The following is a 13,269-nucleotide window of genomic DNA, read 5'->3' as shown; positions in this document are numbered from 1 at the left end:
CTGGCAAGCCGGCGCGGCGGGATCCGCAGCCTGTCGTGCTGAGGTGGCATCGTGAGCGTGCCGGTCGGCGTGGCCCAGCCCGACGCGATCCGCCGCAAGGTCGAGGCGTGGCTGGCCGAGGGCGATTCGACGGATGCCATCGCGCTGACCGCTCGACCCGACGGGCCGGCCGAAACGGTGCTCAGCATCAACGGCTGTCGGGTCCGGGTGGTGCCGTGTCCCACTCCACTGGCCGCTCGCGCCGCCCTGCACGACCGGGCCGACGGCGAACGGCTGGTCCTGTTGACCGAGCTGACCGACACCGAGCTGGGTGACGGAGTCCTCGCCCACCTCAGCAAGCAGACCGTCCGCAAGATCGACCCGTGGGACCTGGTCCGGCAGATGTTCGGCGGGGTGGCCGCCCTCGACCCGACCCTTGTCCGGGTCGGACGCTGGGTCGCCAACGCGCTCACCGACCACGCCCCGGCCGACGGCTGGCCCGCGCCGCCCGGCGCGATCCTCACCCGCGACCATGCGCTGCGCAGCCTCACCTCCGAACTGCTCGACCTGCCACCCGCCGAACTCGACGACAGCGGTCTGGTGCAGTGGAGCACCGACGCCCGCCGGCAACTGCGCTTCACCCAGCTGCCGGAGGCCGTCGCCGACGGCATCACCGCGTACCTGACCGGGACCGCCGGCCATGCCGCCGTGCCGATGATGGCCGCCGTACGTGCCGGACACGGCGTCGACGTCATCCCGCTGGGGCTGCTGGCCGGGCTGCTCTGGCCCACCGGCACCGGTGGCGCCGTCCAGGTGGAGGCAGCCGTCGGTCGTACCCGACTGGAGCCCCGGTTCGGCGGCCTTCGGCTCAGCCCGCAGCAGGCCGATCTGCTGCACCAGGCGGCCGAGGCGTGGGTCTACCGGACGCTCGAGTCGGGCGACAACGGCCGGGACGAGGCGATGCGGATGCTGCGGCGGGCCGAGGCGATCGCCGCCGAGGTCGAGATCACCGCACTGCTCGGCGCCTCGACAGTCCTGCCCAGCGGATTCGTCCAGCGACTGCGGGCCTTCGCCGACGCCGTCCGACTCGCCGTACCGGCCGGTGGGTCGGCGCTCTCGGCGGCGGTCGCACGGGCACAGTCGGCCCTCGCCACGGTGGAGGAGCACCGGGCCGCCGAGCCGCGCCGGGTCGAAACCGCCCGGATGGCCGTCCGCCTGCTGCGCTGGCTGCACACCACCGACGGCCCGCCACCGGCCACCCTGCTCGACGCGTTGCACCGGCAGGTCCGGCAGGACGGCTGGGTCGATAGGGCCCGGCTCGACGTCTTCGCCGGGGATCCCGACCCGCAGGTCGCCGAGGCGTACCGACTGCTGCACCGGGCTGTCGACGCCCGCCGTTCTCGGCACGACCAGCAGTTCGCCACGCTGCTCGCCGCCGCTACTAGCGCCGAAGCGGAGCCCGGCGCGCTACTGCGCGTCGAAGACGTGCTCGACCGGGTGGTCCAGCCGGTCCTCGACACCGGTCGCCGGGTGCTGCTGCTCGTCATGGACGGCATGGGTGTCGCCGCCGCGACCGAGCTGGCCGAGTCCGTCACCCGGACCGGCGCCTGGGTGGAACTCACCCCCGACGGCGGCCCGCGCACGGGTGTGCTGGCGGCCCTGCCCACCGTCACCGAGGCCAGCCGGTGCAGCCTGCTGAGCGGGCGCATCGCTGCCGGCGGCCAGCGGGCCGAGCGGAAGGCGTTCGAGCAACGGTTCGCCGCCGGGCGGCTGCTGCACAAGTCGGCGTTGCGGGCCGGAGCCGGAGCGGCCCTGGACCCGGACGTGCTCGCTGCCCTCGACGACCCGTCGATCCGCTTGGTCGCCGCGGTCATCAACACGATCGATGACGCTCTGGACCGCAGCGACCCGGGTACCACCGTCTGGGGCGACGACACCATCACCGCTGTCGGCGACCTGCTGACCTCCGCGAGCGACCCGGACTGGGTGGTCGTCATCGTCTCCGACCACGGCCACGTCGTCGACCGTGGCCCCGAGTCGGTCACCCTGCCCAGCGCCAGCGGTGAGAACCGTTGGCGACCGCCTACCGACCCGCCCGGTGACGCCGAAGTGGCCGTCGCCGGCAGCCGGGTGGTGCTCGGCGGCGGATCCGTCGTCCTGCCCTGGCGGGAAGAGGTGCGGTACGGGCCGCGCAAGGCGGGTTATCACGGCGGCGCTGCGCCGGCGGAAGCCGTCATCCCACTGCTCGTTCTGACCGCTGGTGACGACCTCGCCGTGCCCGGCTGGGCCGGCGCGCCGGTGGCCAGCCCGGACTGGTGGCGCGAACCGCTGACGGAGAGCACGCCCCCGCCGGCCGACCCGGCGCCGGCAACCCGGCGTCGCGCGCGCAAATCCGTTGAGCAGCAGACCGACGGTCTCTTCGACCTGGCGCCGGCCGTCATCGCGCCGGCCGCCGCACCGCAGCCTGTCCCTACCGCACCCGACCTGGTGACGGCCCTGCTCTCCAGTGAGCGCTACGCCCAACGGCGCGACCCCCGACTGCCCCTGGCCGACGAACGGGTCGCCGCGCTGCTGAACACGCTGATCGCCGGCGGTGACCGGGCAACCTTGGACACCCTCGCCGCCCGGTCTGGCGTACCTGCGCACCGGATCAACGGCACGATCACAGCGCTGCGTCGGCTCCTTCAGGTCGAGGGCTATCCCGTGATCACCGTCGACGCGGACGGCCGCACCGTCCATCTCGACCGGAAATTGCTGATCGAGCAGTTCGGGTTGGAGCAGCGGTGACCGGAGAGATCTCGGCTCGACGGCGCCGGGACATCATCGACGCGCTGCGTCGGGGTGTCGTCCCGAGCAATGGACTCGACGCGCTCGCGGTGGGGCTCGACAGGTTCACCGCCGCCCTCGACGACGACCTCGAACGGGTCGCCGGCGGCGGCAGCGTCTTCAAGGCGGTCCGGGGCGAGTACGGCGCCGGCAAGACCTTCTTCACCCGCTGGCTGGCCGAGCGCGCCAAGCGCCGCGGCTTCGCCGCCGCGGAGGTGCAGATCTCCGAGCTGGAAACACCACTGCACCGAATGGAGACCGTCTACCGGCGGTTGGTAGAGCACCTCAGCACGGAGCAGTTCGCCCCCAGCGCGTTCCGACCCGTACTCGACGGTTGGATCTTCGCGTTGGAGGAGGACGTGCTCGCCGCGGGTACGGTCGCCGAGGACGATGCGCCGGGGCTCGATCGGGCCGTCGATGACCTGCTGGAACGCCGGCTGGGCGACATTTCCCGCAGCACGCCGGGCTTCGCCGCCGCCCTGCGCGGTTACCGAGCAGCCAGCGCCAGCGGTGACCACCTCACCGCCGACGGACTGGCAGCCTGGCTGGGTGGGCAGCCGCACGTCGCCGCGTCCGCGCGGCGGGCAGCCGGGGTCAAGGGCGACCTCGACCACTACGGCGCGCTGAGCTTCCTGCAAGGGCTGCTCACCGTTCTGCGCGACAGCGGCCACCAGGGGCTGCTACTGGTGCTGGACGAGGTCGAGACGCTGCAACGGGTGCGCTCCGACGCGCGGGACAAGGCACTGAACGCTCTCCGGCAGCTCATCGACGAGGTTCACGCGGACCGGTTTCCTGGACTCCTGCTCGTGATCACCGGGACGCCCGCGTTCTTCGACGGCTCGCAGGGCGTCCAGCGGCTCCCGCCGCTCGCGCAACGTCTCGCCACCGACCTAGGCCCCGACCCGCGCTGGGACAACCCCCGCGCCACCCAACTGCGGCTATCCGGGTTCACTGTCGACGCCCTGGTTGAACTCGGCAGCCGGGTCCGAGCCATCTACGCCAGCGCGCAGGTCGACGCTCGGGTGGACGACGACTACCTCGCCACGCTGGCCCGTGCCGTCACCGGCGCGCTGGGCGGTCAGGTCGGGGTGGCACCCCGCGTCTACCTCAAGAAGCTCGTCGCGGACGTCTTTGACCGGGTGGACCAGTTCGCCGACTGGGACCCGCGGCGGCACTACGCACTGACCCTGCGGGCTGACGAGCTGACCGAGGTGGAACGCAACGCCGCCGCTCGCGCCGACGACATCGAACTGCCGATCTGACGTGTTGCCGGACCTCGACCCGGTCGTGGTGCACCACGTGGTCAACACTCTGGGTTGGCGAGACCTGCGTCCATTGCAGCGTGCTGCGATCGCCCCGGTGCAGGGCGGCCTGGATGCCCTCCTGCTCGCCCCGACGGCCGGCGGCAAGACGGAGGCCGCACTGTTCCCTCTGCTGTCCCGGATGGCCGCGCACCAGTGGACCGGTACGTCGGTGCTCTACCTCGCTCCGCTGAAGGCGCTTCTCAACAACCTGGCGCCTCGGCTGGAGCAGTACGCCGGTTGGCTCGGGCGGCGGGTGGCCCTCTGGCACGGGGATGTCGGCGCCTCGCGGCGGCGGGCCGTGCTCTTCGAGCGGCCGGACATCCTGCTGACCACACCCGAGTCGCTGGAAGCCATGCTGGTCAGCGCCAACGTCGACCATCGCCAGTTCTTCGCCGGTCTTCAAGCGGTGATCGTTGACGAGGTGCACGCCTTCGCGGGAGATGACCGAGGTTGGCACCTGCTCGCCGTCTTGGAACGTTTGACCCGGGTGGCTGGTCGGCCGCTGCAGCGGATCGGCCTATCCGCCACCGTCGGGAATCCCGACCATCTGCTCACCTGGCTCCAGGGCTCCGGCGCGGGTAGCCGGCCGGCTCAGGTCGTCGCACCCGAGGTGGTCCATATCGCGGGTGGCGCACCAGCGGGCGAGATCGAGCTGGACTATGTCGGCTCGCTCACCAACGCCGCAGCTGTGATCGCCGCGCTGCATCCGGGCGAGAAGCGGCTGGTCTTCTGTGAATCCCGGCAGACGGTCGAGGAGCTCGGACAGTTGTTGCGCGGGCAGGGGGTCACCACCTTCCTGTCGCATGCGTCGCTGTCCGTGGACGAGCGGCGCCGCGCGGAACAGGCGTTTGGCGAGTCACGGGACTGCGTCATCGTTTCAACCAGCACACTCGAACTCGGCATCGACGTTGGCGACCTGGACCGCGTGATCCAGATCGACGCGCCAGCCACCGTGGCGTCCTTCCTGCAGCGGCTCGGGCGCACCGGTCGCCGTCCGGGAAGCAGCCGAAACTGCCTGTTCCTCACGCTCGGTGGCCAGCCGCTCGTGGAGGCGGCCGCGCTGCTCCTGCTCTGGTCGCGAGGTTGGGTGGAGCCGGTCACCGCGCCGCCAGAACCTCGGCACATCGTTGCCCAACAGGTGCTCGCGCTCTGCCTTCAGGAGCATCGGATCGGTGCGGAAACCTGGATCCAGGCCTGGAACGAGCTGCCGCCCTTTGAGAAGAATGCCCGGCCGATCGTTCGACACCTCGTCGAGCACGGCTATCTAGAGCAGGACGAGGGCATGCTCTTTATCGGTCCCACCGCCGAGGAGCGATTTGGCCGTCGCCACTTCATGGAGATGACGGCCGTATTCACCGGGCCGCCCGAGTTCACCGTCCTCCTGGGCCGTAGCGAACTCGGTCGGATCGATCCCAGCCTGCTCACCGAGGAGGTCCGGGGCGAACGCCGCCTGCTGTTGAGCGGACGGAGTTGGCGCGTTACCTACATCGACTGGCGCCGACGGCGGTGTTTCGTCGAGCCTGCCGACGACGGCGGACGTGCCCGTTGGACGGGCACCGGGTGGGCGTACCGCAGTCACGAGATCACGCGGGCGATGCGTGAGGTGCTGCTGGGAGCGGAGCCTCCGGTCACCCTCACCCGTCGTGCGGTGACTCGCCTCGCGCGGGAGCGCGAGGAGAAACTGCACCTGGTGCATCCCGGTGGCACTGTCATCGTCCGCGAGGGCAGCGGCGACCTGCGCTGGTGGACCTGGGCGGGTTTCCGGACGAATGCCACGTTGACCGCCACACTCGGCGAAGTCGTCGATCCGGTGGAGCGGTTCGACGGCAACAGCATCCGACTACGGGAAGATGTCACACCTGCGACCTGGCGGGCACTCACTGCGGACGCCGCCACCCGACTGTGCCTGCCAGAGGTCAACGACAAGGCCCTGGACGGCCTCAAGTTCGGCGCCGCGCTGCCGAAACGGTTGGCCGCGGCCACGCTGGCTGCGCGCCTGGCCGACCTGGAGGGCGCTGCCGTGGTGCTGGACGAACCCGTACGGTTCGTCATCGTCTAGTAGTGGGTGCACTGGTTCCTCAATGAGTATCGGCGACGGGCGGTTCAGCGGCGGGGGGCCTCGCTGGCGATCGTCGCCTCCCGGGGCAGCGCCGCCGCGCGCAGCGACCAGTCCAGCGCGTAGTCGGCGATGTCCTCCCAGCCGTCCTGCCCGACGGTGAAGTGCGACCGCCCGGGGAACTCCTCGTACGCGGTGAGGGCCCGCGACTTCTGGTAGAGCCCCGCGTTGGCGCGGACCACCGACGCCGGCACCACGTGGTCGAGTCCGCCGGCCATCAGCAGTAGCGGCGCGCGGTCGTCGCGTCCGTTGTCGACGCGGGCGGGTGAGCGCGGGTCGAGGTTGGCGAACGCGCCCTCGAAGAACACCCGACCGGCACCCGGAACGGCGTAGCGCTGCCAGGCCCGGTCGGAGTCCTCGCGGCTCATCGTGTTGCCGAAGGTGTAGGCGAAGTCGTCAGGGGTGAACGGGACGGCCTTGCTCCGGTTGGCGGGGCTGCGCAGGATCGGGAAGCCGGAGCGCAGCTGGCTCAGCGGCACCTTGAGCACGCCCTTCACGGCCGCGGGGTGCACCCCGACCGCCGCCGCGCCGAGCCCCCGGTCGACGAGGACCTGCGTGACCAGGCCGCCGAACGAGTGCCCCATGATGATCGGCGGGCGGGGCAGCCCTCGGATGATCCGGTCGTACTGCGCGACGATCGTGGCGATGCTCTGCTCGGCGATCGGGGTGGGGTCGTCGCGCAACTGCTCCACGGACCGGTCCATGCCCGGCCAGGCGGGGGCGATCACGTGCATGCCGCGCGCGGTGTACCGCTCGATCCACCCCTCCCAGCTGCGCGGTGTCATCCAGAGTCCGTGGATCAGCACGACCGTGTCGACCCGGCCCTGCGGCGTGGCACCCATCGCGTCCCCCCGGTGTCGCGGTGTCCGGCCCGGCGGTTACCCACTGCCGCGCCGGCAATGCCTCCCGCCGCGCGCGGAGGGCGGATGTGTCGGCAGGCGATATGACTCAGGGGCATATTTATGACTCGGAGGCATATCGCTCTCGGTGGTGTCTCCTCCCGTGGCCGTCACGCTCCGCGTCGAGCCGGGCGCCCCTGACAAATGTCACGGCCGGGACGTGACTGCCGCTCCGGGCACCGGGCTACGCGCCGCCGGAGCATCTATGCCATGACCAGTACGCATCAGGCCGTCGAGCTGCACGGCCTCACCAAGACCTTCGGCGCGGTCACCGCGGTCGACGGGCTGAGCCTGCGGGTGCAGCCCGGCGAGGTGGTGGCGTTCCTCGGCCCGAACGGCGCGGGCAAGACCACCACCATCGACATGCTGCTCGGGCTGGCCCGCCCGGACGCGGGCACCGTCCGCGTCCTCGGTGGTACACCGGACGAGGCGGTGGCCCGGGGCCGGGTCGCAGCCGTACTCCAGACCGGCGGGCTGCTCAAGGACCTGACCGTGGGCGAGACGGTCGAGATGACCGCCCACTTCTACCGGCACACCCGTCCGGCGGCGGAGGTGTTGGAGCGGGCCGGCATCGCCGACCTCGCCGGGCGGGTGGTCGGGCGCTGCTCGGGCGGTCAGCAGCAGCGGCTGCGTTTCGCGCTGGCCCTGCTGCCGGACCCGGACCTCATGGTGCTCGACGAGCCGACCACCGGGATGGACGTGGAGGGCCGGCGGGACTTCTGGCAGGCCCTGCGTCGGGACGCGCGGGCCGGACGGACCGTCATCTTCGCCACCCACTACCTCGACGAGGCGGACGCGTACGCCGACCGGATCGTGCTGGTCCGGCAGGGACGCGTGGTGGCCGACGGCACCACGGCCGAGATCAAGAACCTGGCCGCCGGCCGTACGGTGCGCGCCACGCTGCCCGGCGCCGACCAGGCCGCGCTCGCGGCGCTGCCCGGCGTGGACGCCGTGGAGGTACGCGGCGACAGCGTGCTGGTGCGCACCGGCGACTCGGACGCGATCGCCCGGCACCTGCTCACCCGCACCGACGCCCGGGACGTGGAGATCACCTCCCGCAACCTCGAGGACGCCTTCCTCGCCCTGACCACCGCGCAGCAGACCGGAGCCTGAGATGACGACAGTGCCGGCCACCCCCACCCGTACCGTCGAGCCGGACCGGAGGCTGCCCGCCCTGGGCGGCTTCACACCGGCCGTGCTCGGCATCGAGCTGCGCCGGGTGCTGCGCAACCGCCGCACCCTCGCCTTCACGCTGATCATGCCGGGCGTCTTCTTCCTCATCTTCGGCCTGCCACAGGGCGGGCAGAGCCTGGACAACGGCCGCCCGGTGACCGCGTACGTCATGATCAGCCTGGCCGTGTACGCGGCCATGGTGGCGACGACAAGCGCGGGCGGCGCGGTGGCCACCGAACGCGCCCTGGGCTGGAGCCGACAGTTGCGGCTCACCCCGCTGCGCCCGGCCGCGTACGTGGCCACGAAGCTGGCCACCGCGATGACCCTCGGCCTGCTCGCGGTCGTCGTCGAGTTCGCGGTGGGCGCGGCGGCAGGGGTCCGCATCCCGGCGTACGTCTGGCTGCTGTCCGGGCTGGCGGCCTGGGTCGGTTCGCTGGTCTTCGCCGCGTTCGGCCTGTTCATCGGCTACCTGGTCCCGGCCGAGAACGTCATGCAGTTCATCGGCCCGATCCTCGCCGTGCTGGCCATGTTCGGTGGGCTGTTCGTCCCGGTCGAGGTGCTGCCGCACGTGCTCCAGCAGGTCGCGGAGTTCACCCCGGTGTACGGCATGGGCGAGCTGGCCCGCGCCCCGCTGACCGGCGACGGGGTGAGCACGGCCGGGGTGGCGAACATGGTCTTCTGGGCGCTGGCCTTCGGCATCGGCGCGGCCCGGCTGTTCCGCCGCGACACCGCGCGGGTCTGACGGCGGCGACCGTTAGCGTGGACCCGATGGACTCGCTGACGGGTCGGCCCCGACCGGTGAGCCGCCGTTGGCGGCTCACCGGCTGGCTGCTGGCCGCCGTGTGGCTGTTCTTCCTCAACGTGCCGCTCTCCACCGCGCTGGACCAGCCGCAGCCGTGGCGGAAGATCGTCGGCGTCGCCACCCTTGTCGCCTTCGGCCTCGGCTACGTGCTGCTCTTCCAGTGGGCCCGCAACCTGCGCGAGCACCTCCGGCCGATCCCTCAACGCCGCGCCGGAATCGCGCTTGTGGGGTTGGTCGTGCTGGGTCTGGCCAGCATCCCGGGCACCGCCGGGGACTGGACGGCCACGCTTGTGTTCGTGGCCGCGGCCGCGGTGTTCCTACTGTCGGCGGTGCAGGCGTTGATCATCGTTGCGCTCTGCGCGCTGATCCCCCTGGTGGCGGCCGGGCTGGTGCCGTCCTGGACGGGGGAGAGCACTGTCACCTTCGCGGTGCTGCTCGCCTCGTTCGCCATGTTCGGCGTGTCCCGGCTGGCCCAGCGCAACAGCGAGCTCCGGGCCGCTCAGCAGGAGATCGGCCGGCTCGCGGTCGCCGAGGAACGGGCCCGCGCCGCCCGCGACCTGCACGACATCCTCGGGCATTCGCTGACCGTGGTGGCGATCAAGGCCGAGCTGGCCGGGCGTCTGATCGAGGTGGACATCGACCGGGCGGCCGCCGAGATCGCCGATGTGGAGCGGCTGGCCCGGGCGGCGCTGGCCGACGTGCGGCAGACCGTCGGGGCGTACCGCGAGGTGACCCTCGCCGCGGAGCTGACCGGCGCCCGCTCCGCGCTGGCCGCGGCGGGCATCGCGGCGGACCTGCCGGCCGACGTGCCGCGGCTGCCGGCGGAGTGGGACCGGTTGTTCGGCTGGGCGGTGCGGGAAGGGGTGACAAACGTGGTCCGGCACAGCGGGGCGCGGCGCTGCACGGTCCGGGTGGACCAGAACGGGGTCGAGGTGAGCGACGACGGTCGCGGTCCGTCCACTCCCGACGTCACCGGCCACGGACTGGTGGGCCTGCGCGAGCGGGCGCGCCGGCTGGACGCCGTGGTGACCGTCGGTCGCCGGCCGGCCGGCGGCTTCCTGCTGCGGGTGCACGCGCCGGGGGAGGGCCGGTGAGCGGGCCGATCCGGCTGCTGCTCGCCGACGATCAGGCGCTGGTCCGGGGCGCGCTGGCCGCGCTGCTGTCGCTGGAGCCGGATCTGACAGTGGTGGCCGAGGTCGGTCGGGGCGACGAGGTGGTGACCGAGGCCCTACGGCACACGCCCGACGTGGCCCTGCTGGACGTCGAGATGCCCGGCCTGGACGGGATCGCCGCGACCGCCGCGCTGCGGGCCGCGCTGCCGACCTGCCGGGTGCTGGTGGTGACCACCTTCGGGCGGCCCGGCTACCTGCGCCGGGCGATGGAGGCCGGCGCGAACGGCTTCGTGGTCAAGGACACCCCGGCCCGGCAGCTCGCCGACGCGGTCCGTCGGGTGCACGCCGGGCTGCGGGTGGTCGATCCGACGCTGGCCGCGGAGACCCTGGCCACCGGCGCCAGTCCGCTGACCGAACGGGAGACCGAGGTGCTCCGGGCGGCCCGGGGCGGGGGTACCGTCGCCGATCTGGCGGCGGCGCTGCACCTGTCCGAGGGGACGGTGCGCAACCACCTGTCGGCGGCGATCGGCAAGACCGGGGGCCGCAACCGGGCGGACGCCGTCCGTGTCGCCGAGCGCAACGGCTGGCTGCTCGGCGAGTGAGCGGCGCCGCTCAGGCGGTCGGCGGCGGCGTGGGCAGTTGGTCGACCACCACCAGGCTGCTGCCGGGACGCACCTCGGCGAGCAGTTCCCGCTGGCCGCTGCGGGTCACCCGGATGCAGCCGTTTGTGGTGTTCTCGCCCAGCTCGTCGTCGTTGTACCAGGTGTGCAGGCCGATGTGTGCGCCGCGCAGCCCGGTCGGCACCGCCTTGGGGTCGTCGGGCACCGAGCCGAGGGCGAAGATGTCCACCCCGCCGTAGACCTGCCCCGGCGGCGGTGTGCGACCCAGGATGAAGGTGCGGCCGAGCGGGGTCTCCTGCCCCTCCTGGCCGAGGCTTGTCTTCCAGGAGCGCACCGCCTTGCCGGCGCGGTACCAGGTGAGCCGGTGGACCTTGCGTTCCACCACGATCTGGTCGCGCAGCGCCACCGTGTCGAACCCGCCCGGCGGCAGCCAGGCCAGGCGCCGGTTGGCCGAGGGCAGCAGGACGGCCGTCCAGCCGACCCGCTTCTGGGCGACCGGCACGGTCAGCTCGACACCGGCGAGCGTCGGTTCGAAGAAGGCCAGCGGGCGTCCGCCGGGCGCGTCGTACGCGGCGATGCGCCGGGTCGGGTGCACGCCCTCGGTCAGCGGCGTGGTGTCCATCGTGGCCGGGTCGGCGGGGAAGCCCTTGGGCGCGGGGTCGTAGTCGACCACCGGCAGCCCGTCCGGGGCGGGCGCCGCCGGCGGGACGGACTCCTCCGGGCTCTGCTCGACGCTGCTCGGCGTCGGGTCGGCGGCCACCACGCGTCGGTCGTCGGGGGCCGTCGAGCGTGGGGTGAGGGCCTGGCCGACCAGCAGCGCGGCGACCAGCAGCGCGGGTACGGCGATGGCGGCGGCGATCCAGCCGGCGCGGCGGCGGTACGGGGACATCTGGTCAAACGGCACCAAACCACTCTATGGTGGCGAACGGCTCGGGGCCCCCGGTTCGGCGATACCCGCCGGCCGGAGGCCCCGGACGATCAGATTCGCGCGCCGACGTGGACGGCCACCGCGTCGTGCGCCGGAACGTTGGCGGCGAACCACCCGTTACCGTCCACCGTGATCACCGGGCCGCTGCACGTGCCGCCCGCGTACGTGCCGTGGATGACGTCGCAGTACCGGCCGGCGGGCAGGCCTGTGTAGTAGGAGCGGCCGTTCACCGCGGAGTCCTCGTCGTTGACGGTGATGAAGCCCTTGCCGGTGCGGCTGAACGCGATGTGGTTGTTGCCGTTGTCGTACCAGTTGGACACGCCCGCGCCCTCGGTGGCGTTGCGGAACCCGACCATGTTGGCGATCACCGGCCAGCGGTGCTCGCACTCCCAGCCGGAGTAGCAGGTCGAGTTCAGCGTCTTGTTCGCGCCGTCCGACGGCGGGCCGGCGTCCCGGTTGCTGAAGGTGTAGCTGGACATGACCGTCGGCGAGCCGTACGGCCAGGCCAGCATGAAGGCATTCGCCAGGGCGTAGATCCCGCGATCCTTGTAGGTGAGCACCCCGCCGCTGTCGCGCTGGGTGTCGTGGTTGTCGACGAACACCGAGGCCGGGCCGCTGGGCAGGTGGCCCCAGCCCTCGCCGAAGTTGCGCAGGTACGCCAGCCGCTCGGAGCGGAACACCCGGGCCAGGTCCTTGCCGTAGCGGAACTCGTGCACGTCGCCGATTCCGGTGTACTCGGTCGGCTGGACCGGCTCGCCCGCGCCGTAGATGACCTCCTGCACGATGTACGCCGAGCGGGACAACTTGCTCTTGATCGCGGCGATGTCGGCGGCCGGCATGTGCTTGCTGGCGTCCATCCGGAAGCCGTCGACGCCGAGGGAGAGCAGGTCGTTGAGGTACGAGGCGATCTTCGTACGGACGTAGTCCGACTCGGTCTTCAGGTCCGAGAGGTTCACCAGTTCGCAGTTCTGCACCTCGTACCTGTCGTTGTAGTTGGCGATGTCGTCGCCGCCGTTACGCCCGCAGTGGTGGAAGTCCTGGTTCTGGTAGATGCCCGGGTAGTCGTAGTGCGAGTAGGACGAGCCGGCCCAGCCGGTGCCGCCGTTGTCCTGACCGGACATGTGGTTGATCACCGCGTCGACGATCACCTTGACCCCGGCCGCGTGGCAGGTGTTCACCATCGACTGGAACTGGGCGCGGGTGCCCTTGCGGGACTCGATCCGGTAGCTGACCGGCTGGTACGCCAGCCACCACTGGTTGCCCCGCACGTGCTCCTGCGGGGGCGAGACCTGGACGTAGCCGTAGCCCTTCGGGCCGAGCGTGCTCTGGCACTCGCTGGCCACCGAGGGCCAGTTCCACTCGAAGAGCTGGACGATGACCTTCTTGCCGCCGGACGGGGCGGCGACGGCCGGGGGCGCCGTCACGGCAGTGGGGACGAGCAGGCTGGCGATCAGGCCGAGGGCGAGGATCGCTGAGCCGCGTCGACGTCGGTGCATCGGGACTCCTGACG

At 72.0% G+C, this 13,269-nt stretch carries 10 protein-coding genes; 7 read left to right on the top strand and 3 right to left on the bottom strand.

Translation table 11 applies throughout. The features are described 5' to 3' along the window. The first annotated feature begins 51 nt into the window (after positions 1-51). The 3 genes from pglZ to FHG89_RS08615 are packed head-to-tail and all read left to right on the top strand — an operon-like array spanning position 52 to position 6,168. A complete protein-coding gene (gene pglZ, locus FHG89_RS08625) occupies positions 52-2,766 on the top strand; it encodes a BREX-2 system phosphatase PglZ (protein WP_139583840.1) in 2,715 nt (904 codons plus the stop codon). Continuing rightward, positions 2,763-4,067: a BREX system ATP-binding protein BrxD gene (brxD, locus tag FHG89_RS08620; protein ID WP_139583839.1), complete on the top strand. Its 1,305-nt coding sequence runs from the start codon at positions 2,763-2,765 to the stop codon at positions 4,065-4,067. Before pglZ ends, brxD begins: the two co-directional genes overlap by 4 nt. 1 nt (position 4,068) lies before the next feature. Beyond that, positions 4,069-6,168: a DEAD/DEAH box helicase gene (locus FHG89_RS08615; protein ID WP_139583838.1), complete on the top strand. Its 2,100-nt coding sequence runs from the start codon at positions 4,069-4,071 to the stop codon at positions 6,166-6,168. Between the two features lie 44 nt (positions 6,169-6,212). Here the strand turns inward: FHG89_RS08615 and FHG89_RS08610 are convergent, their stop codons facing one another. Continuing rightward, the gene (locus FHG89_RS08610) at positions 6,213-7,067 is read right to left on the bottom strand and encodes an alpha/beta hydrolase (protein ID WP_139583837.1); all 855 of its coding nucleotides are present in this window, start codon (positions 7,065-7,067) and stop codon (positions 6,213-6,215) included. Between the two features lie 267 nt (positions 7,068-7,334). Between FHG89_RS08610 and FHG89_RS08605 the strand changes: the two genes are divergently transcribed. From FHG89_RS08605 to FHG89_RS08590, 4 genes are read left to right on the top strand one after another with little or no spacing between them, the layout of a single operon-like run. Continuing rightward, positions 7,335-8,237 (top strand): ABC transporter ATP-binding protein, encoded by a 903-nt coding sequence (locus FHG89_RS08605; RefSeq protein ID WP_139583836.1) that lies wholly within the window; start codon positions 7,335-7,337, stop codon positions 8,235-8,237. Position 8,238: 1 nt separating this feature from the next. Next, positions 8,239-9,039, top strand: coding sequence for an ABC transporter permease (locus FHG89_RS08600; protein ID WP_139583835.1), 801 nt, complete (start codon positions 8,239-8,241; stop codon positions 9,037-9,039). Between the two features lie 26 nt (positions 9,040-9,065). Continuing rightward, the gene (locus FHG89_RS08595; RefSeq protein ID WP_139583834.1) at positions 9,066-10,193 is read left to right on the top strand and encodes a histidine kinase; all 1,128 of its coding nucleotides are present in this window, start codon (positions 9,066-9,068) and stop codon (positions 10,191-10,193) included. Beyond that, positions 10,190-10,813, top strand: coding sequence for a response regulator transcription factor (locus FHG89_RS08590; RefSeq protein WP_139583833.1), 624 nt, complete (start codon positions 10,190-10,192; stop codon positions 10,811-10,813). Before FHG89_RS08595 ends, FHG89_RS08590 begins: the two co-directional genes overlap by 4 nt. Before the next feature lie 10 nt (positions 10,814-10,823). Here FHG89_RS08590 and FHG89_RS08585 read toward each other — a convergent pair whose 3' ends face one another. Further along, entirely contained in the window at positions 10,824-11,735 is a 912-nt protein-coding gene (locus FHG89_RS08585) for a L,D-transpeptidase (protein WP_139583832.1), read from the bottom strand. 74 nt (positions 11,736-11,809) lie between these two features. After that, entirely contained in the window at positions 11,810-13,255 is a 1,446-nt protein-coding gene (locus FHG89_RS08580) for an alpha-amylase (protein ID WP_139583831.1), read from the bottom strand. Positions 13,256-13,269 lie beyond the last annotated feature (14 nt).

This window comes from Micromonospora orduensis (genome assembly GCF_006228125.1).
Taxonomy (GTDB): Bacteria; Actinomycetota; Actinomycetes; order Mycobacteriales; family Micromonosporaceae; genus Micromonospora; species Micromonospora orduensis.
Note: the sequence above shows the minus strand (reverse complement) of the source record. Positions and strands in the feature narration are given on the sequence as shown.

Excerpts from the sequence above, each read along its gene's own strand:
- FHG89_RS08610 (WP_139583837.1), bottom strand. The coding sequence starts at position 7,067 with ATGGGTGCCACGCCGCAGGGCCGGGTCGACACGGTCGTGCTGATCCAC.
- FHG89_RS08605 (WP_139583836.1), top strand. The coding sequence starts at position 7,335 with ATGACCAGTACGCATCAGGCCGTCGAGCTGCACGGCCTCACCAAGACC.
- FHG89_RS08600 (WP_139583835.1), top strand. The coding sequence starts at position 8,239 with ATGACGACAGTGCCGGCCACCCCCACCCGTACCGTCGAGCCGGACCGG.
- FHG89_RS08595 (WP_139583834.1), top strand. The coding sequence starts at position 9,066 with ATGGACTCGCTGACGGGTCGGCCCCGACCGGTGAGCCGCCGTTGGCGG.
- FHG89_RS08580 (WP_139583831.1), bottom strand. The coding sequence starts at position 13,255 with ATGCACCGACGTCGACGCGGCTCAGCGATCCTCGCCCTCGGCCTGATC.